Source organism: Pantoea sp. CTOTU50773, from assembly GCF_032082325.1.
In the GTDB taxonomy this organism is placed as follows: domain Bacteria; phylum Pseudomonadota; class Gammaproteobacteria; order Enterobacterales; family Enterobacteriaceae; genus Pantoea; species Pantoea communis.
The window spans coordinates 22686-44842 of sequence record NZ_DAMDQC010000012.1 but is presented as its reverse complement, the minus strand read 5'-3'; the positions used below and the strand labels follow the sequence as shown (position 1 = coordinate 44842).

Below are 22157 nucleotides of genomic sequence, written 5' to 3'. Positions count from 1 at the left end.
GGTATCACCAGGCGCCGTGTTTCAGAGCGCCTTCACAGAGATGGTTTCACCGGCCATTTTCTTACGCAAGGTGCGCTTGGTACGGTCGATAACGTCACCCGCTAACTGACCACAAGCCGCATCAATATCGTCGCCACGCGTTTTACGCACGATAGTGGTAAACCCATAATCCATCAGCACTTTGGAGAAACGATCGATACGGCTGTTGGAGCTACGGCCATATGGCGCGCCCGGGAACGGGTTCCATGGGATCAGGTTAATCTTGCACGGCGTCTCTTTCAGCAGTGCAGCCAGCTCATGCGCGTTGTCGGTGCTGTCATTGATGTGATCCAGCATCACGTACTCGATGGTCACGCGGCCCTGATTGGCGTTCGATTTCCCAATGTAGCGTTTAACCGCCGCGAGGAAGGTTTCGATGTTGTACTTTTTGTTGATCGGCACAATTTCGTCACGAATCGCATCGTTCGGTGCGTGCAGCGAAATCGCCAGTGCCACGTCGATCATATCGCCCAGCTTATCCAGTGCCGGCACGACACCCGAGGTAGACAGCGTCACGCGACGTTTTGACAGACCAAAACCGAAATCATCCAGCATGATGTCCATTGCTGGCACCACGTTGTTCAGGTTGAGCAACGGCTCGCCCATGCCCATCATCACCACGTTGGTGATCGGACGCTGGCCGGTAATTTTCGCCGCGCCGATAATTTTCGCCGCGCGCCATACCTGACCAATGATTTCGGAAACACGCAGGTTACGGTTGAAGCCCTGCTGCGCAGTCGAACAGAATTTGCACTCCAGCGCACAGCCTACCTGTGAAGAGACACACAGCGTTGCACGGTCAGCTTCCGGGATATACACGGTTTCGACCAGCTGATCGCCCACGCGAATCGCCCACTTGATAGTGCCATCGCTGGAACGCATCTCTTCCGCTACTTCCGGCGCACGGATTTCAGCGCGCTGCATCAATTTGCCACGCAGCACTTTGTTGATGTCAGTCATCTGCTCGAAATCATCGCAGCAGTAGTGGTACATCCACTTCATGACCTGATCGGCGCGGAACGGCTTTTCACCCATCTCTAAAAAGAATTCGCGCATCTGCTGACGGTTAAGATCCAGCAGGTTAATTTTTTCGTTTTTTGGGGAAACAACCACGGGGGAAGCGGACGACGGCGTCACAATCTGTTCGGACATAATGTTCTCTGGCCTCGTTGTTACACGTTACGGCTCTGGTTAAGAATAGGAAAAAAATAACGCCCTCGCTGAGCCAGGCTCAACAAGGGCGCATTATTGTACTACATCTGCTGCATGATGCCAGGGGAACGACTTTACCGATGATGAAAAGGTGTAAAGTCGTTTATCCGCATTGGCAGCAACGCACTTAGCGAGTGCGTGGGCAGACTTCGTTCTCTGCGAAGAAGTATGCGATTTCGCGTGCAGCAGATTCAGCTGAGTCAGAACCGTGGGTTGCGTTCTCAGTGAAGCTGTCAGCGTAGTCAGCACGCAGAGTACCGGCCAGTGCGTTGTCTGGGTTGGTTGCACCCATCAGATCACGGTGACGCTGAACGGCGTTTTCGCCTTCCAGAACAGAAACAACTACTGGACCAGAAGTCATGAACTCAACCAGACCATCGAAGAATGGACGGCCTTTGTGCTCAGCGTAGAAGCCTTCAGCCTGCTCTTTGGTCAGGTGCAGCATTTTTGCGCCAACGATTTTGAAGCCTGCGCTTTCGAAACGGTTGTAGATAGCACCAATCACGTTCTTAGCGACGGCGTTTGGTTTAACGATAGAGAAAGTACGTTCGATTGCCATGATGACCTCTAGTTAGCATCCTGAAGAAACCGGGAATTCGCTCCCGGTAAGAAAACGCGCCGATTATAGGGACATCATCGGGCGTTGCCTATTGCCGATTGGTGGAATTATCGAAAATAATTGATTTTTGTCGGGGCGAACACGCGCAAAATCTGGCATGCGCGGATATCTAACCCCGAATAAATGAGACGGATGCCAGTTGGCCCGCCTCATCCATCACCACCAGTTGATACTGGCCCGGTTCGCTGAGCACCAGCGCCGCACTGTTTTGTTCTGCCTTCTGTTCCACCGGTTGCCCGTTCAAAAACCACCAGCGCTGCGCCCCCTTTCCGCCCTGAACGGCCACCGGCAGCACCAATACCACTTTGCCTGGCAGCGGCTGCACACGCTGCCCCTCAATCACGCCGGTGATCAAGAGCGGTGGCGCGCTGCCCTGATTTAAGGGTGGGCAGCGAGGATCAACAGGCGGCAGGCGCTGCTGGCGGCGTTCCGCCACTGGTAACCAGGGTTCCAGCGGCAGAGGCCACATCAAACGTTCGTGACTCTGCGCCTCGGGGCAATCGGCAGCCACGCGTAAGCCCTGCGGGTTTATCCAATAACGCTGACGTAAACCATTCACCCCTTCCTGACCGGGTGCCAACAGTGTCGGCGGCACGGTTTGATTCAGTATCCAGCTTTGGCGGCGCTGGCGGCAATTTTCGTCGCCCTGCGGCAAAGGTTGTCCTCCGGGCCAGCAAATACTCATGGCGCTGACGCTCTTCGGACGTGGATCGCGCGGTACGCCGTGCAGCGGCATATGCCCCGCCAGCAGGTTGTTAACCTGATTCATCACCGGTACCGCAGAGGCAAAGCCAAACTGACCGGCAACCGGCGTGGCATCGGGCCTGCCAACCCACACGCCAATTAAATAGCGGGGCGTAATGCCAATCGTCCAGGCATCGCGATAGCCGTAACTGGTGCCGGTTTTCCAGGCCAGTGGTGCAATATCAGGAATGGCCGCGGATGGCAGCGCTTCGCCCGCCAGAATACGTCGCCCAATCCCGGCTGCGCCCGGCGAAAGCAGTGGTCGCCCTTGTAATCGCTGATTGGGCAACCAGCGCAGCTGCGCGGCATTCCCCTGACGGGCAAAAGCGCTATAAGCCGCCACGATGTCATCGAGCCGCGCGCCCGTGCCGCCGAGCACCAGTGACAGATTCGGTTCGGATCCCGCCGGAAAGCGCAGGTTCAGACCGACATTGCGCAGGCGCGCCGCCACCGTTTTCGGGCCAAGCGCGTCCAGCAGTTGCACCGCTGGCAGGTTCAGTGAACGCTCCAGCGCCTCGCTGGCACTTACCGGACCGTGAAAACCGGAGTCAAAGTTTCCGGGGCGATAATCACCGAAACGGCGCGGCACATCCTGCAGCAGTGATTCACCGTGGATCAGGCCATCATCCAGCGCCATGCCATAAACAAAAGGTTTCAGCACCGATCCGGGCGATCGCACGCTGGAGATCATATCGACATGGCCAAAGCGACTGTCGTCATTGAATGACACCGAGCCAATATAGCCACGCACTTTCATATCCTGATGATCCACTACCAGCAGCGCCAGCGAGGTGCGTGGCGGCAACTGGGTTTTCATCGCTGACGCCAGACTCTCCAGTTCGCGCTGCAGCGACACATCGATGGTCGAGGTAATTTTGTTGTCGGGAGAGAGCGACAGCAGGCGGCGTGCCAGCAACGGTGCCATTTGCGGCGTTTGTCGCGGCGGCAACCAGATCGCTTCCTGTTTAATATCCGCCACATCCTGCGCCGACCACACCTGATATTCTGCCAGTCGATCCAGCACTTTATTGCGCGCCGCTTCCGCACGTTGCGGCCAGCGGTCCGGGCGCAGACGGCTCGGGGCCTGTGGCAGCACGGCGAGCAACGCTGCTTCACCTTTGGTGAGCTGAGATGGCGGCTTACCCAGCCACATCCAACTTGCTGCGCCAATGCCTTCCACCGTGCCGCCAAACGGCGCACGATTAAGATAGAGTGTGAGAATGTCACGCTTGGATAAATGCCACTCCAGCTGTAGCGCTCGCCAGGCCTGAACCACCTTACCACGCAGCGTACGCGGTTGTGGGTCGATCAATCGCGCTACCTGCATGGTTAGCGTGCTGCCGCCTGACACAATGCCGTGATGCAGCAGGTTTTGCCCGATGGCACGCACAATCGCCATCGGATTGATGCCGGGATGGTGCCAGAACCAGCGATCTTCGTAAGTGAGCAGCGCCTGAATATAGTCGGGCGAGACCTCCTCCAGCGTCACCGGATAGCGCCAGACGCCTTGCTTGTCGGCAAAGCGCCACAGCGGCGTGCCATCCTCCGCGACCACCACGCGTGCAGGTTGCACTTCCTGCAGCGGCAGGGGATCGAGTCGATCCAGTAGCCATATACCGACGAGCATCAGCAGTAAAAAAAGCGGCAGCCAGCGCCACCGCTTCAGTGCATGACCTTTTTTCATTACCGCTTAGCGCACATTCAGTTTTTCCGGCGTGATGCCAATCGCGCGCCACTCCGGCACATACATTGATTCGACCTGCGGAGGCGGCAGACGATAGCTACCCGGCGTCACCGCGCGTGCCAGATACAGCAGCGTGGCTGGTGTGTAGCCATCCAGCGCCAGTGCCGCAACGAAGCGGTCATCACGGAACTCAATGTGTTTGATGTTGGCTTGCTGCATATCCATCATGCTCTCTTTCAGCGCATCGGCACTGTCGCCCAGACTGGCGCTGCTATCGCTCAGGTTCTGGTTTTCCAGTTCCAGTCCTGCAGGCAGTAAATCCACCACCAGCGCATCGCTCACCCGCTCGCTGGCCGTCACTTTCAACCGCACCACCAGCAATTCACCACTTTTCAGGTTGGTGAGGTCAGCTGGCTTACCGTCGAGGGTGAAATACTCGCGGGTGATCTTCAGCACGTTGCTGATTGGCGACGGTGCTGTTTGCGGATAACCCACCACATTGAGCGTGCCGTAAAGCGGCGAATTATTGTCGCTTTTCACCGACAAGCCCTGGCGTAGCTGATCTTCGCTGATGCCCATATTGAGCGTCTGATTGCTGCTCAGCGGCTCACTTCTGCCCTGCAATGTGGCTTGCCACTGTTCACCTTTGTGCTGCTGCAAGGTGCGAGCGGCGAGGAACAGCGCATTGTTTTCCTGGGTGGAGAACCAGCGCTGACCATGTACCGCTTTCGCCAGATCAATCAGTAATGGCCCCTGCATATCGGGCAGCAGTTGGTTTTCAGTGATGAGCGCAACAATCAGCGCGCGGTCACGCACCGGGCTGCCGTAATCACCCAACCAGCTGTTGGGTTTGCGCTCCAGCCCTATGCCCTGTGCCAGCGCCAACTGCGCACGCTGTTGATCACCCATCAGTTTCAGCGCCACACCCAGTTGCACCAGCGCCAGACCTGATTTTGCCTGCTCACGCTTGTCGTACAGTGCACGCAATGCACCGAGCGGCGCCTGTTGCTGTCTTGCTAATACCAGCCCGGCGTAAGCTTGCACACTGAAACGCAATCCATCGGCATCGCTGCTCCAGCTGGTTTCTATCTGTGCCGGGTCCTGCAGATAGCGCAGCAAGCGTTCATCGGCGCGGCTGATCACCCCTTCCGGCACGCTATAGCCCGCTTCACTGGCACGCAGCAGGAAATCAGTGACGTAAGCCGTCAACCAGAATTCCTCTGGACGCTCTTTGCTCCACAAACCAAAGCTGCCATTACCACGCTGCATACCTGCCAGGCGTGCAATACCGGTGGCAATCGATGCCCGGCGTGCCTCATCGGTGCTGGTTTTAATACCCAGCGCATCCAGCTGCGCTTTGTTGGTGAACACCGACGGCCAGATGCCGCTGGCGGTCTGCTCAAGGCAGCCGTAAGGGTAGGCATACAGCTGGCTGATAAAGCTGGCGATATTCAGCGGCGGACGATTGCTGAGTGACAGCTGTCCGGTCAGCGTATCCTTTTGCAGGCCGCTAAAGGCACTCGCCACCACCTGCCAGCTCTGCCCGGTTTGCATCACATTATCAAAACTCAGGGTTTGGGCGGGATAAGCCGGGCGCACGCCGATGGTCCATTTACGCTCGCTGGGCTCCAGCGTCTCACCCGGCAGACTCATGCCAGAGACGTTGAGCTGCACCGCCCCCTCACCAAAGGCTCCCTGGGCTTTAACCGGGATTTGCAAGGTCGTGCGCGCACCTTTCGCCAGTTGCACGCTGGAAGTGACCGTGCCGTTCAGGGCGATCAGACCCTGCGTTGTTACGTCGACTTTTAGCGTCTGCGGCTGATCGGTCAGGTTGGTAAGATCCAGCGCCAGCGTCGACTGGTCACCGCTGGCCATAAAGCGCGGCGTCGCCAGTTCACTGATGAGCGGCGCGGCCACCACCATTTTGCGCTCCGCTGAGCCGAAGCTGTCTGCGCTCCATACCTGCGCCATCAAGCGTAACTCGCCATTAAAGGCCGGAATCGGGAGATCGATGGTGCCTTCGCCGTTGACATCCAGCGTGACTGGCTGCAGCTGTTGTGCGACGATCTGCACATCGGTGACCGGCTTTTTACCCCCTCGCGACAGTGCATCGGCATCATCGCCGTCACCACCAAAGCGCAGTGCCGCCAGCTTGCCACCGCCTTCGATGAGCTGACCATAGACATCATATTGATCGGCGTTGTAACGCTTACGGCCAAAGAACGCGTCCCATGGATTTGGCGTTTTGTAATCAGTGATGCTCAACACGCCGCTGTCCACCGCTGACAGCAAGACCTGAACCTGCTTAGGCAAATCGCCGCCTTCACGGCTGGCTTTCACCTTCACTTTGATTGTCTGCTCAGGGCGGATTTTTTCGGGCGCATCCATCGCCAGATTGAGACGTCGCGCTTCGGTCGCCATCGGCAAATGCAGCAGCCCTACTGCCCTTTTCGGCGTGGTGCCGTTGGCTTTATCGCCGTCACGCACCACGATGGCGCTGAGATAGAGATCGTGACGCTTCCAGCTCTCATTAATCGGTACATCAATGGTCGTGCCACCGGCAGGAACGTCGAGCGGCTGCCACCACAGCGTTCCGCTGCTGGATTCCACCATCAGATACCCTTTACCGGCAGCCGGTGATTCCACCTGTACTTTAGCGGTATCACCCGGTTGGTAGGCGCTTTTATCAATTTTCAGTTTGACCTGATCGGGACGTAACGCACCGGTGCCATCAGTGTTGTCCTGCCACCAGTAGCCCGCATTAAAGCGCACGCTACTGACAATGTTCTCTCCCGCATGCACCTCCAGACGATAGGTGCCCCACTCCACCGGGAAGCTGATTTTCTGGCTGCCGCCCGCGGCAATAGTGATGCGCTGCTCGTCTTCCTGCAGATCTTTCTGGTCATAACGCGACTGCCAGCCTTCGCTGTCTGAGAAGCTCCAGAAGTAGTCACGGCGTTCGTGGATCAGGCGCACATCCAGATCCTGCGCCGCCAGTTTCTCGCCTTGCGGATTGGCATAAACAACATCAAATTCCGCCAGGCCGTTTTCAGGTACAGTCGGCTCATCGCGGTAACGATCGGTGCGATAGTCATAAACTGACTCACTGTTAAACAGTGGACGGATACCCGGCAGTGCAGGCGCGGGCCAGATCGATTGAGTCGCGCGACGTGTCACCGGACGCCCACCGGTTTCCAGCAGGCTGGCTTGCAGTATCAGGTTGAGCGGCGAATGACTTTCTGCCCAGCTGCTTTCCACGTTGAGCTGCAGTTTGCCGCTCTCATCCAGCTTTTCATCAACGTCATCGAGACTGCGTTTCAGATCTTCAGTGATATCGCCAAATTGATAGCCTGGCAGCGCTACCACAGCTTCACGCGCCGGGCGCAGGAACAGTTGCCCCTGCAACTCATTACCCGCCGCTGGTGCGCCATACAGATAACGGCCCTCAACATCAAAGGTCACTGAGGCGTCCGGTGCCAGCGGCTGTTCGCTGTTGCTCAATGCCAGCGCCATACGTTCTGGCAGGAAATCTTCTACATGGAACGACCAGTTGCGCGGCTGGTTATCACCGCTGTTGATGCGCAGCGTCCATTCACCGGTCATGGCTGAAGCTGGAAGAGCAAAGCGCTGCTGGTACACACCGTTCTCCGGCTGCCAGACAAAGGTCTGGGTGACTTCACCATTAGGCTGCACCACTTCGGCTTTGACCGGTTGTGGCGGCAACGGCTTGCCATCGGCATCACGCAGCAGCGCATTAACGATCACCGTTTCACCGGGGCGATAGAGATCGCGCGGGCCGAACAGGAAGAACTGCTTGTCATAACCCTGCGGACCATCAATCGGGAATTCGGCGAGATCCAACGCCGGACGATTGAGATCGATCAGAGAGGTTTGCCCTTTCTGCGTTGCCAGCAGCAACTTGCCTTTGGCGTTGGCGGGCAGGCGCAGATGGCCATTGCTGTCACTGGTGCCACTCGACAGCTGTTGGCCTTTCTCGTCCAGCAGTTGCACATTGACGTCATCTAGCGGTGCGCCATTGGCGAGGCTTTGCGTAAAGAGTTCCAGTTGATCCGGGAAGCTATGCAGCGATAAACCAATGTCACTGAGCGTAAACAGGGTTGCTGGCTGTGTGTAATTGTAGGTTCCGGCCTGTTTCATCACCGCCAGATAAACACCGGGCTGCTTGAGCGCATCCACATCGCTGAGCGGCAGCTGCATCTTCTCACGCGTGTTGCGGGCCGGATTGAGATCAAAACGTCCACTGTAGACCAGATCGGCATTTTTCAGTAAATCGCGTGATTCCCAGTACGACAGGTTATTACCGTAATTCCACTGGGCGAGAAAATCGGCCAGTACGGCGCTTTTCACCCGGAAGAAATCGACATCAATGTTGTTCACATTGAGTGCCAGCACCGGTAATCCCTGCGTCAGGCGCAGCGGCAGCAGTGATCCCCGGCTGGCGAAACCCACCATCGGCTGGATATCGCGGGTAGTCAGCGTCTGGCTGAAAGGGCTGGATAAGGTACTGCCATCGGCGGCCTTGAGGCCGGCATCGACGGTCACTGTTAATTTGCGCGACGGTTCAGGATGGCGGAAGCGTAGCGCCTTGCCATTTTGCGCCAGTTCCCAGCCGCCATCGACCTTACCGCTTTTCTCATCGCTGATATGGACCCGCGCGTTCAAGTCCTGTTTGCTATCGATGGCAGTATTGAAACTCAGCACCAGTGCTGATGCGCCATCCAGTTGCAGCTCGGAAAGGTCGATCACCGAGATCGTTTTCGCCGCATTTTGCACCACAGGCGTATCCTCAGCCTGCGCAGGCAGCAAAGCGCCGCCCAATAGTGTTCCGCCGATCAGCACGCTGAGCAGCAGTCGATTAACGCGTTTTGCCATGGTAAGTCCCTCACCAGCCCCAAAGGTTAAAATAGTGTGCTGCGCAATTTCACATCAACCTACTCACTTTAGCAACGATACCCTTGAGATAGCGTTCACATTCCCGGACACTGGTCCTTTCCGTTTTCTGATGATTGAGAAGAGGTTGTTGCGATGACAGCTCCCCTGTTTGTCTCTGCCGATTGGTTAAAAGAGCATTACACCGATGAAACGTTGCAGGTATTAGATGCGCGCATGTTGCCGCCAGGTCAGGAAGCGGTGCGTGATATCCAGGCGGAATATCTGGCAGGGCATTTGCCCGATGCGCCTTATTTCAATATCGAAGCTTTGTCCGATCACACCAGCGCTTACCCGCATATGATGCCGCGCCCGGAAGCTTTTGCCGTGGCGATGCGCGAACTGGGTGTTAATCAGGATAAACACCTGGTGGTGTATGACGAGGGCAACCTGTTCTCTGCACCCCGCGCATGGTGGATGTTGCGCGCCTTTGGCTGCGTCAATGTGTCGATTCTGGCGGGCGGTTTGCAGGGCTGGAAAGCGGCAGGCTTTGATGTCGCTTCAGGCCCAGTTAACCTGCCGGAAGGCGAGTTCGAAGCTCATTACGATCAGGGGCTGGTGAAACGCCTGACCGATGTGTTGTTGATCAGCCATGAAGGCGGCGCGCAGATCGTTGATGCCCGAGCGGCTAACCGCTTTAACGCAGAAGTGGATGAACCGCGTCCGGGCCTGCTGCGCGGGCACATCCCGAATAGCTTGAATATGCCGTGGAACAATCTTGTGGCGAACGGCGAGCTGAAACCGGCGGCTGAACTGCGCGATTTGTTTGAAAAAGCCGGCATTAAATTGGATCAGCCCATTATCGCCAGCTGCGGTTCGGGTGTAACGGCGGTGGTGGTGATTCTGGCACTAACCTCGCTGGGCGTGCGTGACGTCACCCTGTATGACGGATCCTGGGGCGAATGGGGTAGCCGCGACGATTTACCGATTGAGAAATAAAGTTTAGCTAGCCGATTAAACTGCTGAGCATGGCAATGAAGGGGGTTGCAGAACAAACTTCTGAGCCTGCTAATGATGATTTGACTACCGCGCAATAAATTGCGCCGCTACCCGATAAGTGCGATCTGTAGCGGCGCGATCAGATAAGTGCGATCCGTAGCGGCGCGATTTATCGCGCGTATCTTAAGCCGGACAATGGCTGTCAGATGCGCAATAAATTGCACCGCAGCTAGCGATGTTTAGATAATCCGCTGACTGCCTTTGAAGTCGCGCAGGAAACTCCCCCAGCGACGTTCATAAAATGGCGTGATGTGCGCGGTAAAGAAGTGGCTGACGCCTTTCTCGTCGACCACCACTTCGCAGATATCAATCGGTGCGTCATCCGCCAGCGTATCGGTTGCCACGCTGCCTGCCGCCTGAATAATCTCATCGATATTGCTATCGGCTTCGATACCGATCAGTAGATTCGGCTCTTCCATAGCATTCTCACGAATGCTGGCGATGTAAGCACGACGCACCTGTTTATATTTAGCAAACAGCTGCGTCAGAGAATCAATCATCTGCGCGGGCGGTTCAGCCACTTCCGACAGAAGCAGGGCATGGCCGCCTTCCAACACCGTTTGCTGACTCAGCGCACTGCCCTCTTCACCGATCAGATGGGCGATTTCACCTGGCGAAAACTCTTTACCCGCCGGTAATTTGGGATTGAGGAACAAGCTCTCACCCAGGGTCATTTCAAACAGCGTGCGCGCGGGCAGGCGCAGATAAGGCTGCTCTTCTTTAATTGCTTCGCCCATCGCCTCTTCTGAGGTGAAGAACGGGATAACGCTGCCGCCACCCTCTTTTTCCCAATGCAGCAATTCCACGGGCGAAGTGGCATCAAACTGCTCTGCAGGACTTTCACCTGGCACCCAAATGTCAGATTCCAGCAGCAGTTGAAAGAATTCCGGACGGTGCGCAGGCTCAGTGGCGGCCAGCTTTAGCACCTCTTCAAGACGATTGCTCATTTATCAAGTTCCAAAAAAACGGCAAGCTCATGCATGAGGTTTGCCGCTTAAGCGCTGTTCGGTCGCCATCAATGACGACCCTACACAATACTGATGAAGGATGCACATCAACGACGACCTGACGTAGGTTGCACATCAATGGCGACCAGACGAAAGGTGCATGCACATCAATGGCGGCCTGACGTGGGTTACACATCTATCTGCGACCTGACTTAGGGTTCGCATTGATGCGCGCCGGTTTTACTTCAGCAGCAGATTGGCAATAGTGCGCACACCCAGACCGGTGGCACCCGCTGACCACTGATCCACCGCGCTTTTACGGTAAGTGGCAGAACAGTCAATGTGCAGCCAACCCTGCTGATACTTGCTAACGAAGTAAGAGAGGAACGCCGCCGCGCTGCTGGCGCCTGCTGCATGCGCAGGGCTGGCAATGTTGTTCAAATCGGCAAAGTTTGACGGCAGATGGCTGCGATGGAACTCCGCCAGCGGCAGACGCCAGAAGGCTTCGTTTTCACCAGTTGCACTGCCCAGCAGAGATTCCGCCAGTACATCGTCAAAGGTAAACAGGGCGTGATAATCGTTGCCCAGCGCCGTTTTCGCGGCACCGGTCAGGGTCGCGGCATCGATCAGCAGTTCAGGATTTTGCTCGCTGGCATCAATCAGGCCATCAGCCAGCACCAGGCGCCCTTCCGCATCGGTGTTCATCACTTCCACGGTTTTACCGTTACGATAGCGGATGATGTCGCCGAGACGGAACGCGTTACCGCTCACCATGTTGTCAGCACAGCACAGGAACAGCTTCACACGTTTGGTCAGGCCACGCGCAATCGCCAGCGCCAGCGCGCCAGTTACCGTTGCCGCACCGCCCATATCGGATTTCATCGAATCCATAAACGCGCTCTGCTTCAGGCTGTAACCACCGGTATCAAAGGTGATGCCTTTTCCGACCAGACAAGCGTATACCGGCGCATTTTCATCGCCGGTGGGGTTGAAGTCGAGCGCCAGCAGCACAGGTGCGCGAGTTGAACCACGGCCCACGGTGTGAATACCGGCATAACCCTGCTCACGCAGATCTTCGCCTTTGGTGATGCGATAGCTCACTGCGTCACCGCCCACTTCGCTGATCAGATCGATCGCGCTGTGCGCCAGTTGTTCCGGACTCAGATCTTCCGCTGGAAGGTTAATGGTGTCGCGCACCCAGTCAACGATCTTCAGACGACGATCAAATTCAGTTTGATCGTTTTCGCTTAATGCTGGCCACTCTACCTGGCGCTTGCCTTTCGGGCTGCGATAGCCTTGCCAGAATGCCCAGCACTTCTCTAAATCCCACTCTTCGCCGCTCAGGGCAACGTGGCGAATCCCCTGACCGTCCAGCTTACGCCCCGCGCGCTGGATGCTCATCAGCGCATCGGCGCCAGTCAGGTGAAGGGTCATGCCACTTTCAGTGCTGCTCAGCAGTGCTTTTTCACCCCAGCGCGCATCGGCGGCCTGGGAGCTGAGCGTAATTGTCATCGGTTGTGTTGTCATCGCGTGGCTCCGTTTGCGTTAGGTGTCACCTTACGCCAGAACCGGCGCAAGGGGTGCATGAATTAGCGGGACGTGGCGGGCGTTATTGCCCGTAAACGGCTTACCGCTTTATTGACCAGCTCAATGGCATAGTCAATTTCCTCTTCGGTAGTGAAGCGTCCCAGCGAGAAGCGCAGCGAGCTGTGTGCCAGCTCCTGCTCAACGCCCATGGCGCGCAGTACATAAGAGGGTTCGAGACTGGCCGAGGTACAGGCAGAACCGGACGACAGCGCCAGATCTTTCAGCGCCATAATCAGTGATTCGCCATCGACCTGAGCAAAACTGAGGTTGAGGATATTCGGTGCGCCCTGCTCCAGCGAACCGTTAATATTCACATTCTCTAACTGGCTGATGCCGTGCCACAGACGTTGGCGCATGGCTGCGAGACGCGCCATTTCACTGCTCATCTCTTCACGTGCAACGCGATACGCTTCGCCCATGCCCACGATTTGATGCACCGGCAAGGTTCCGGATCGCATACCGCGTTCATGACCGCCGCCGTGCATCTGCGCATCGATCTGTAATTTAGGTTTACGACGCACCCACAGCGCACCAATGCCTTTCGGACCGTAGATTTTATGCGCTGAAAACGACATCAGATCCACCGGCAGTGCCGCAACATCAATCGGCAATTTGCCGACGCTTTGGGTGGCATCAACATGAAACAGGATGTCACGCGCGCGGCACAAGGCTCCGAGCGCGGCGATATCCTGAATCACGCCGGTTTCGTTGTTCACATGCATCAGGGAAACCAGCACCGTGTCATCGCGCAGTGCGGCTTCCAGCATCGCAGGCGTGACAATGCCATCGCTGCCGGGTTGCAGATAGGTGACGTCGAAGCCTTCACGCTCCAGTTGCTGGCAGCTATCGAGCACTGCTTTGTGCTCAGTTTGACTGGTAATAATGTGTTTGCCGCGCGCCTGATGGAATTGAGCCGCGCCTTTAATGGCGAGGTTATCAGCTTCGGTGGCACCGGAAGTAAAAACGATTTCACGCGGATCGGCATTGACCAGCTCTGCAATCTGATTGCGCGCCACATCAACGGCTTCTTCTGCCTGCCAGCCAAAACGGTGAGAACGGGAAGCGGGGTTACCGAAGGTGCCATCCAAAGTAAGAAACTGCATCATTTTGGTGGCGACACGCGGATCGGCAGGCGTTGTCGCTGCGTAATCCAGGTAGATCGGTAATTTCATTGCGCTAAAACTCCGTATAAAAAATCATACGTCTTTATAGCACGATTCAGCCCCGGCTGTGTGAACAGCAAGGGCTGAAGGGGAGCGGATTAAGCACGCAGATTAACGTTAATGGTTTCCTGCATACGATGCTGCTGGAAGCGGCGAGTGTCGTTCATGTTCTGACGATCTGCCACATCCAGGATTTCCTGGTTGTTTACCAGTTCAGCCAGCGTGATGTTGTTGAGGAATTCGCTGATGCGTTCGCTCAGGTCACGCCACAGGACGTGAGTCAGGCAGCGCTCGCCACCCTGGCAGCCTTCTTTGCCCTGGCACTTGGTGGCATCAACAGATTCGTCAACCGCCGTGATCACCGCGCCAACGGCAATCGCGCCAGCATCTTTACCTAACAGATAACCGCCACCTGGACCACGAACGCTGGCCACTAAACCGTGCTTACGCAGACGTGAGAATAACTGCTCCAGATAGGAGAGCGAAATGCCCTGACGCTCAGAAATGTCAGCCAGCGGCACCGGGCCCTCGTTTGAGTGCAGTGCAACGTCCAGCATAGCGGTTACGGCATAACGTCCTTTGGATGTCAGTCTCATAGCATACAACCTCGTAAGCGTCCGTCCGGGTATCGGCGGGCTATCTGATGAATTGACGCCAGTCTGCCATTCCTGAGTAAAACGGTCAACTATTTAACCAAGTAATTTACTCAACTATTTAACCAACTGTTTTACTCAACTATTACCCTTATTACCTTTAGGCTTTTGGAACGAAGCCAGCATACCCCGCAGGATATTGAGTTCATCACGTTCCGGACGCGCGCGGGTGTAGAGACGGCGCAGTTTGCTCATCACCTGACTCGGGGTGCCTTCGCGGATAAAGCCGCTCTCCAGCATCATCTTCTCAATGTGTTGATAGAAGCGCTCCAGATCGTCCACCAAAGGATAAGGGGATTCTTCTTCTTGCGGTTGTGGGCTGGCTTTCTCCTGCGCATCCAGCCATGCCATACGCACTTCGTAAGCAATGATCTGCACTGCCATCGCCAGGTTTAGCGAGCTGTATTCCGGATTTGCCTGAATGGCGACGTGATAGTGGCACTTCTGCAACTCTTCGTTGGTCAGGCCCACACGTTCACGACCAAACACCAGTGCAACCGGTGCCTGCTGGCCCTCTTCCACGCTTTTGATACCGCATTCACGCGAATCCAGCATCGGCCAGGGCAGCGATCGGGAACGCGCGCTGGTGCCGACAACCAGGCTACAGCCCGCAATCGCTTCGTCCAGCGTATCCACGATTTTTGCATCGCCAATTACATCGCTGGCGCCGGCGGCAAGAGAGATGGCCTGCGAGTCAGGTTTGACCAGCGGGTTGACCAGATAAAGATTGGTTAAGCCCATGGTTTTCATGGCGCGAGCAACAGAGCCCATGTTGCCAGTGTGCGAGGTTTCAACCAGTACGATTCGGATATTTTGCAGCATAATAGTGAGCGGTGAGAAAATGATGGCGCGTAGCCTAGCATAAAAGCAGGACATTTGCTGAACACCCTGATATACTCCGCGCCGTTTTCACCCGTTCTTTAACATCCAGCGAGAGATACCGATGCATCCGATGCTCAACATCGCCGTGCGCGCAGCGCGCAAGGCCGGAAATTTAATTGCCAAGAATTATGAAACCCCGGACGCTGTCGAAGCCAGCCAGAAAGGCAGCAACGACTTCGTTACCAATGTTGACCGTGACGCAGAACGTCTGATTATCGAAGTGATTCGTAAATCCTACCCGCAACACTCCATCATCACCGAAGAAAGCGGTGAACTGGCGGGCGATGATCAGGACATTCAATGGGTAATCGATCCGCTGGATGGCACCACCAACTTCATCAAACGTTTACCACATTTCTCTGTATCTATCGCTGTGCGCATCAAAGGCCGCACCGAAGTGGCTGTGGTCTACGATCCAATGCGCAACGAACTGTTCACCGCTGTACGCGGTCAGGGCGCACAGCTCAATGGTTATCGTCTGCGTGGCAGCACCGCGCGTGACCTGGATGGCACCATCCTGGCAACCGGCTTCCCGTTCAAGCTGAAACAGCACGCAACCCCTTACATCAACATCGTGGGCAAACTGTTCACTCAATGTGCTGACTTCCGTCGCACCGGTTCTGCTGCGCTGGATCTGGCTTACGTGGCCGCTGGCCGCGTGGACGGTTTCTTTGAGATCGGTCTGAAGCCATGGGATTTCGCTGCGGGTGAACTGCTGGTACGTGAAGCGGGCGGCCTGGTGACAGACTTCACCGGCAACCATGGCTACATGATGTCAGGTAACATCGTTGCAGGTAACCCACGCGTTGTGAAAGCCATGCTGGCGACCATGCGTGAAGAACTGAGCGAAGCGCTGAAGCGCTAAGCACCAAAAAGGCGGATATCATATCCGCCTTTTTTTACGCCGTTAAAACGGTCGTAACCCGCTACTCATCATCGGCTGTGCGCTTTGCCACAGTAACCACCCTGCCAGTACCAGCAGAATCCCACCTGCTAATCCTAATGCCGGCATAATGATTTTCGCCCCGTGCGACATTGCACTGTTTGCCCCTAGCTTTTCAGCTAATCGCCGCGATCGTTGAACTAATAAGCCCATTGCGGAGACCGTGACCGCCGTACCGATGGCCATGGCCACCGCCGAGGCCACACCCCACGCATAAACACCAATCACCTTAGAAAACAGCAGCATCATGATGGCGCCAGAACAGGGACGCATGCCCATGGAGAACACTACCAGCGCCTGGGTTTTCCCGCTCACCGCGCGATCCATCTGTTCAGCACTCGGCAGATGCGCATGACCGCATCCGCAGTGTTCATCATGCTGGTGATGTGGGCGAATGGCGTGAATCTGAATCTTCGCCGACGCGGGACGTAATAGCGGAAGTAATGTACGCAGCGCACGCCAGCCGACCCACACGCCCAACGCCATCACCAGCAGATAACTGCCCTTCTCCAGCCAGTAACTGCCGAGATGCATTTGCCGCGATGAGGTTTGCAATACCACCAGCATCACTGTGACCAAACCAATCGCCACACCGCCTTGTAACAGTGCGGCCAGTAGCGTCAGTTTCATGCTGGTTTTCAGCTTCGCGGGATGCGTCGCCAGGAAGGTGCTGATCACCACTTTGCCGTGCCCTGGTCCCAGCGCGTGCAGCACACCATAAGCCAGGCTAAAAAGCATTAAAGTCACGCCCGCCTGCTGAGGCTGGTCAGCGACTTGTTGCAGGAGTTGGGTCATTTCGCGATTGAGGACTTTCTGCCACAACACGCTTTGCAGCAAAATTTGCGACCAGTGCTGCCACAGGGTATATCCGGCAGCAAGCATCACTATGGCCAGCAACCAAAGCGGCCACAGTCTGCGTGAACGAGAAGGCAGAGAAATCAATGACATGTCAGGGTTACCGTTTGCGCGAATTGCTGACCAAGATCCATGTCTTCCGGCGGCGCATCGGCTTTATCCAGCGACAGCGCATATTGCTTGAGCGAGTCATCCGGTTTGGGGGTGTGTAAGTCTATCTGGCAGTGTGCTTTTACGCCGTCGTCCATGGTTAATGCCTGTGGGTTATCGTAATACATATCAACAAAGTAGCTCGGATCGAAGGTCTGAATACGATACTGTTTCGCACTCAGCGACTGGGGTTCGCCAAACGGCACAATAAACTCCAGCACTGCTTTGTTGCCGTTGCGCGACAAATTGTACTCTTTGGGCAAATTCAGGAACTTCACCCGCGTTTTGTCCTGCCATACCTCTGAGAAGTAATGTTGCCCCAACACGTTCGCCATCACCTGCGCCGCCAGCTTTTTCCATACCACGTCACCGGGTTTCGCTTTGCCGGCATCGTAAAGCAGATCGGCTGAAGTAATTTCATCCATGGTCCACACCATTTTCATGCCTGTCAGGTGATCGTTTTCGCTGACAAACTCGTTTTTCATATCGATAAAGCTGTGCGGATGAGACCAGGCTGCAGCGCTGAACAACAGCGTAAAAGGAATGAGTGCAATTTTCATGTGTTATAAAGTAACAATTCTCAAGTGAAGATTATACTGGTCCAGAAAAACTGTGACCCGCCTAAAAGCTCTGAGCAAAAGTCACGACAAAGTGCAGGGTTACCGCGTGGAGTTAGCTATTCTTAACTCAAAAATGACCCGCGGATAATACTATTGATGAGTTCTGCACCTTCATCTGCACCACTCTTCAGCCGTGCCCAGCGTCGTTGTCATCTGCTATTGCTACTGTTTCTGCCTGCTCCCGCGCTAACGCTTGAAAAGCTCTGCCAGTTAAATGGTGTTGATCCTGCCGTTGCCCGACAGGATATCGCGGATGTCGGTGATGAGATACAGCGCTTCCATCAACTGGAGTTACACCAGATGGTGGATGGCAGCTTCCGCATACACGGGACGGAACTGGACAGGCGGCTCTGCCTGCTCCATTGGCTGCGACGCGCGCTTCGCCTGTCGCAGGATTTCGTCTGCGAACATTTTGCTCCCGTGCTGCGTCAGCGCCTGAAAGTCCTCAATATCGAAAAGGCGCTGTGGGATGAAACCAATCTGCAGGCGTTAATTCAACATTGCAGTCTGCGACTAAGCCGCGATTTCACGCCGCGCGATCGCCTGTTCCTGCAAACCTTTATGAAGTACGCGCTTTGCCAACGGCAAAATGCACTGTTTAATGAAAAACAGCGGGCATGGCTGGCAGCAAAAACCGAGCGTGCTGCCGCAGATGATGTGATTCACCACTGGCAGAAACGCTGCCATTTAGCGCCGGACGTTAGCGAAACCGACTTCTGGACGCTGCTGTTCAGTTTGATTTATGCGCCGGATGGGAATCAGCTTGAAGACCACCAGGCACAGCAGCTCATGCTGGCCGTAGAAGCGTTAATCGCCCGTTTTGAACAGCTGGCGCAGACACGCGTCAAAAATCAGCACGAGCTGAAATTGCAATTATTCACGCATCTGGCGCAAGCGCTGGATCGCAGTCACTTTGCCATTGGGATTGATAACAGTGTGGCATTGGACGTGGCACGTCTTTATCCACGTTTACTGCGCACCACCGAACGCGCGCTGTATCACTTTAGCAGTGATTTCGGCACGAAATTTAGCGCGGAGGAAGTGAGTCTGGTTGCAGTGTTGTTCGGTGCCTGGCTGATGCAGGATAGCGCACTGCAGGAGAAGCAGGTACTCCTGTTGACCGGCGCGGATGCGGCAATGGAACAATTACTGGAGCAGCAAATCCGCGAGATAACGCTGCTGCCAATCAACATCACTTATCAGGATATGCTGCACTTTCAACGAGAAGGTGCACCGCGTGACGTGGCTCTGGTGATCACACCCTACGCCACATCGTTACCGTTGTTTTCACCGCCGCTGATCCACGCCGAGCTGCCGCTGAGCTACCATCAGCAGCAACGCATTCGTCAACTGCTGGAAGCTTAAGCGGCGCGCGGACGAAGGAACAATGCAGGAAGCGCCACCAGTGCCATCACCCAGAACAGATGTCCCTGTAAATGGGTAAACAGCACACCGCTGATCATCGTCATCACGGCAATCCCGCCGCCCATCGCCAGTGCAGAGTAAAGCGACTGCAATCGAATCACCTCGGCCCCTTTGCGCGCGGCAATAAAGCGCATCGCTGCCAAATGGCATACGGTGAAGCTGCCACAATGCAAAATCTGAGCAGCAATGAGCAGCGGCAGCGCGGTGCTGGATCCCAGCATCACCCAGCGCACTAACGCACAGCAGCAAGAAAGCAGCAGCAAGTCGCGGGCACTCCAGCGACGGAACAGACGATTGCTCAGCGCGAAGATGACGATCTCCGCCACCACGCCCAACGACCATAGATAGCCAATCACCGATGCGGAATAACCTGCTTCCTGCCACCAGATAGCACTGAAGCTGTAATAAGCTGCATGTGCCCCCTGCATTAGCGTCACGCATAACATAAAGCGCCAGACCGCGTTCTCCCGTAGCATATCGCGCCACGCCGTCCAACCGCCGCTTGCCCCCTGCCGCACATCACCTTGTGGCCGGGTTTTGGGTACTAACATCATGCCGCTAAGCATGGCCAGCAAGCCCACACTCAGCAGTGCCAGAATCGCCTGTGATGACCAGGCACTCACCAGCATCCCCGTCAGCGCAGAGCTAATCACAAACGCCAGCGAACCCCATAGCCGCACCGGGCCATAAGCCAGACCAATTTGCTGCGTCCAGGTCGCTGCCAGCGCATCGCTGAGCGGCACCAACGGCGAGAAAAACAGGTTGAAGCCCACCATGACCAGTAACAGCCATAACCATTGGCCGCCAAACCAGAAACCTAACGCAAAAAGGCACGTCATCAATGCCAGCAGCCGCAACGCCAGAATCAGCTGAGAAGGGTTTTTAACCTGCGAGGCGATCAGCAGGCTACCGACAAATCGCGCCACCATGCCGCAACCGAGCAGTAAGCCGATTTTTTCAGCATCCAGGCCTATACCTTTGAGCCAGACGCTCCAGAAAGGTAAGTAGATGCCGTAACAGAAGAAGTAGGTGAAGTAGCTGAGTCCCAGCCATCTGGCCGATCCGATGGTCATTTTGCCTCCCACAGGCATGTCAGCTGCGCCCGCAGCCCATTGGGCCGCTACTTTGTCAGAGGCTTGAACAAAAGTGAAATGAAAGGTCGGGGAATCGCTTTTTCTGCGACAGGCTTCGTATCGGAAATCGTACCTCAGACGCCGTAATAACAAGGTCTGCGTGAACGCTTCATGTGCGGTGTGTGCGGTGTGTGCGGTGTGTGTTGACTCTATACAGCATGGGTCGCGTGCATAAAAAAAGGATGGCAAGCGCCATCCTCTTTAATCACATCAGCATGGTGCCAAATCAGGCATACACAGGCAGACGCGCACAGATATCGAGTACCTTCTGCTTGGTGCGCTCGATGGTCGCTTCGTCGTTGATGTTGTCCAGCACGTCAGCGATCCAGCCAGCCAGCTCACGCACGTCTGCTTCTTTGAAGCCACGGCGTGTCACTGCAGGCGTACCGATACGCACACCGGAGGTCACGAATGGGCTCTTCGGATCGTTAGGTACACTGTTTTTGTTCACAGTGATGTTAGCACGGCCCAGCGCGGCATCCGCTTCTTTACCGGTCAGGTTTTTGCTCACCAGATCGATCAGGAACAGGTGGTTATAAGTACCGCCTGAAACGATGTTGTAGCCACGCTCCAAAAGAACTTCAACCATTGCTTTGGCGTTTTTAGCCACTTGCTGCTGGTAAGATTTGAACTCTGGCTCCATTGCTTCTTTGAACGCCACCGCTTTACCCGCGATCACGTGCATCAATGGACCACCCTGACCACCCGGGAACACCGCGGAGTTCAGTTTTTTGTACAGATCTTCGTCGCCGTTTTTCGCCAGAATCAGGCCACCACGTGGACCCGCGAGGGTTTTGTGGGTGGTTGAAGTCACGATGTGTGCATGCGGAACCGGGTTCGGGTAGACATCAGCGGCGATCAGACCGGCAACGTGTGCCATGTCAACGAACAGGTAAGCGCCCACGCTATCAGCGATTTCGCGCATTTTTGCCCAGTCGCACACGCCAGAGTATGCAGAGAAGCCACCGACGATCATTTTTGGCTTATGCGTTTTAGCCAGCTCAGCCAGTTCGTCGTAGTTAATTTTGCCGGTTTCGTCGATGCCGTAAGGGATGACGTTATACAGCTTGCCTGACAGGTTCACTGGTGAACCGTGTGTCAGGTGACCACCGTGCGCCAGGTTCATACCGAGGATGGTGTCGCCCGGCTGCAACAGCGCAGTGTAAACCGCGAAGTTGGCCTGTGAGCCAGAGTGCGGCTGTACGTTGGCAAAGTCTGCGCCAAACAGCGCTTTCGCGCGATCGATTGCCAGCTGCTCAACGATATCAACGTATTCACATCCGCCGTAGTAGCGTTTGCCCGGATATCCTTCGGCATATTTGTTGGTGAGCTGTGAACCTTGCGCCTGCATAACGCGTGGGCTGGTGTAGTTTTCAGAAGCAATCAGTTCGATGTGCTCTTCCTGACGCACCTTCTCTTGCTCCATAGCCTGCCACAACTCGGCATCATAATCGGCAATGTTCATATCACGCTTTAACATCCGGCATCTCCTGACTAGCTAACTTTTTTAACGGCAGTTTAGGCCCCGGCAAGGGGCGAAGGCCAACAGTGT

The 22157-nt window shown here is 55.7% G+C and carries 16 protein-coding genes; 3 read left to right on the top strand and 13 right to left on the bottom strand.

Going from position 1 to position 22157, the window contains the following annotated elements; translation table 11 throughout:
- Positions 1 to 21: 21 nt before the first annotated feature.
- From RT340_RS03490 to RT340_RS03475, 4 genes are all read right to left on the bottom strand, one after another.
- Positions 22 to 1191, bottom strand: coding sequence for a bifunctional tRNA (adenosine(37)-C2)-methyltransferase TrmG/ribosomal RNA large subunit methyltransferase RlmN (locus tag RT340_RS03490; RefSeq protein WP_034825665.1), 1170 nt, complete (start codon positions 1189 to 1191; stop codon positions 22 to 24).
- 187 nt (positions 1192 to 1378) lie between these two features.
- Positions 1379 to 1810, bottom strand: a complete 432-nt coding sequence (gene ndk / locus RT340_RS03485; protein WP_007884899.1) for a nucleoside-diphosphate kinase — start codon at positions 1808 to 1810, stop codon at positions 1379 to 1381.
- Positions 1811 to 1979: 169 nt separating this feature from the next.
- Positions 1980 to 4298 carry a peptidoglycan glycosyltransferase PbpC gene (pbpC, locus tag RT340_RS03480; protein ID WP_313374110.1) on the bottom strand — a complete coding sequence of 773 codons (2319 nt, stop codon included), beginning with the start codon at positions 4296 to 4298 and terminating at the stop codon, positions 1980 to 1982.
- 6 nt (positions 4299 to 4304) lie between these two features.
- Positions 4305 to 9191: an alpha-2-macroglobulin gene (locus tag RT340_RS03475; RefSeq protein ID WP_313374108.1), complete on the bottom strand. Its 4887-nt coding sequence runs from the start codon at positions 9189 to 9191 to the stop codon at positions 4305 to 4307.
- A 153-nt stretch (positions 9192 to 9344) separates the two neighbouring features.
- On the opposite strand from RT340_RS03475, the gene sseA reads away from it, so the two are divergent.
- On the top strand, positions 9345 to 10187 hold the full coding sequence (gene sseA / locus RT340_RS03470) for a 3-mercaptopyruvate sulfurtransferase (protein WP_058959144.1): 843 nt from the start codon (positions 9345 to 9347) through the stop codon (positions 10185 to 10187).
- 239 nt (positions 10188 to 10426) lie between these two features.
- On the opposite strand, the gene sseB is transcribed toward sseA, so the two are convergent.
- The 5 genes from sseB to trmJ form a co-directional block, all read right to left on the bottom strand.
- The gene (gene sseB, locus RT340_RS03465; RefSeq protein ID WP_058959145.1) at positions 10427 to 11194 is read right to left on the bottom strand and encodes an enhanced serine sensitivity protein SseB; all 768 of its coding nucleotides are present in this window, start codon (positions 11192 to 11194) and stop codon (positions 10427 to 10429) included.
- Positions 11195 to 11434: 240 nt separating this feature from the next.
- On the bottom strand, positions 11435 to 12721 hold the full coding sequence (gene pepB, locus RT340_RS03460) for an aminopeptidase PepB (protein WP_058959146.1): 1287 nt from the start codon (positions 12719 to 12721) through the stop codon (positions 11435 to 11437).
- Between the two features lie 62 nt (positions 12722 to 12783).
- The gene (locus RT340_RS03455) at positions 12784 to 13953 is read right to left on the bottom strand and encodes an IscS subfamily cysteine desulfurase (protein ID WP_313374105.1); all 1170 of its coding nucleotides are present in this window, start codon (positions 13951 to 13953) and stop codon (positions 12784 to 12786) included.
- A gap of 89 nt (positions 13954 to 14042) precedes the next feature.
- On the bottom strand, positions 14043 to 14540 hold the full coding sequence (gene iscR, locus RT340_RS03450) for a Fe-S cluster assembly transcriptional regulator IscR (RefSeq protein WP_034825654.1): 498 nt from the start codon (positions 14538 to 14540) through the stop codon (positions 14043 to 14045).
- A 135-nt stretch (positions 14541 to 14675) separates the two neighbouring features.
- Complete coding sequence (trmJ, locus tag RT340_RS03445; RefSeq protein ID WP_058959199.1) at positions 14676 to 15419, bottom strand: tRNA (cytosine(32)/uridine(32)-2'-O)-methyltransferase TrmJ; 744 nt, start codon at positions 15417 to 15419, stop codon at positions 14676 to 14678.
- Between the two features lie 121 nt (positions 15420 to 15540).
- On the opposite strand from trmJ, the gene suhB reads away from it, so the two are divergent.
- Entirely contained in the window at positions 15541 to 16344 is an 804-nt protein-coding gene (gene suhB / locus RT340_RS03440; RefSeq protein ID WP_058959149.1) for an inositol-1-monophosphatase, read from the top strand.
- Between the two features lie 42 nt (positions 16345 to 16386).
- On the opposite strand, the gene RT340_RS03435 is transcribed toward suhB, so the two are convergent.
- Both RT340_RS03435 and RT340_RS03430 read right to left on the bottom strand, forming a co-directional pair.
- A complete protein-coding gene (locus tag RT340_RS03435) occupies positions 16387 to 17370 on the bottom strand; it encodes a nickel/cobalt transporter (RefSeq protein ID WP_058959150.1) in 984 nt (327 codons plus the stop codon).
- Entirely contained in the window at positions 17361 to 17987 is a 627-nt protein-coding gene (locus RT340_RS03430; protein WP_058959151.1) for a DUF1007 family protein, read from the bottom strand. The genes RT340_RS03435 and RT340_RS03430 overlap by 10 nt, the downstream gene beginning before the upstream one ends.
- A 156-nt stretch (positions 17988 to 18143) precedes the next feature.
- Between RT340_RS03430 and csiE the strand changes: the two genes are divergently transcribed.
- Positions 18144 to 19412, top strand: a complete 1269-nt coding sequence (gene csiE / locus RT340_RS03425; RefSeq protein ID WP_313374100.1) for a stationary phase inducible protein CsiE — start codon at positions 18144 to 18146, stop codon at positions 19410 to 19412.
- Here csiE and RT340_RS03420 read toward each other — a convergent pair.
- Positions 19409 to 20545 (bottom strand): 3-phenylpropionate MFS transporter, encoded by a 1137-nt coding sequence (locus RT340_RS03420; RefSeq protein ID WP_058959200.1) that lies wholly within the window; start codon positions 20543 to 20545, stop codon positions 19409 to 19411. The genes csiE and RT340_RS03420 overlap by 4 nt on opposite strands.
- Before the next feature lie 286 nt (positions 20546 to 20831).
- Positions 20832 to 22085, bottom strand: coding sequence for a serine hydroxymethyltransferase (gene glyA, locus RT340_RS03415; protein ID WP_045814929.1), 1254 nt, complete (start codon positions 22083 to 22085; stop codon positions 20832 to 20834).
- Positions 22086 to 22157 lie beyond the last annotated feature (72 nt).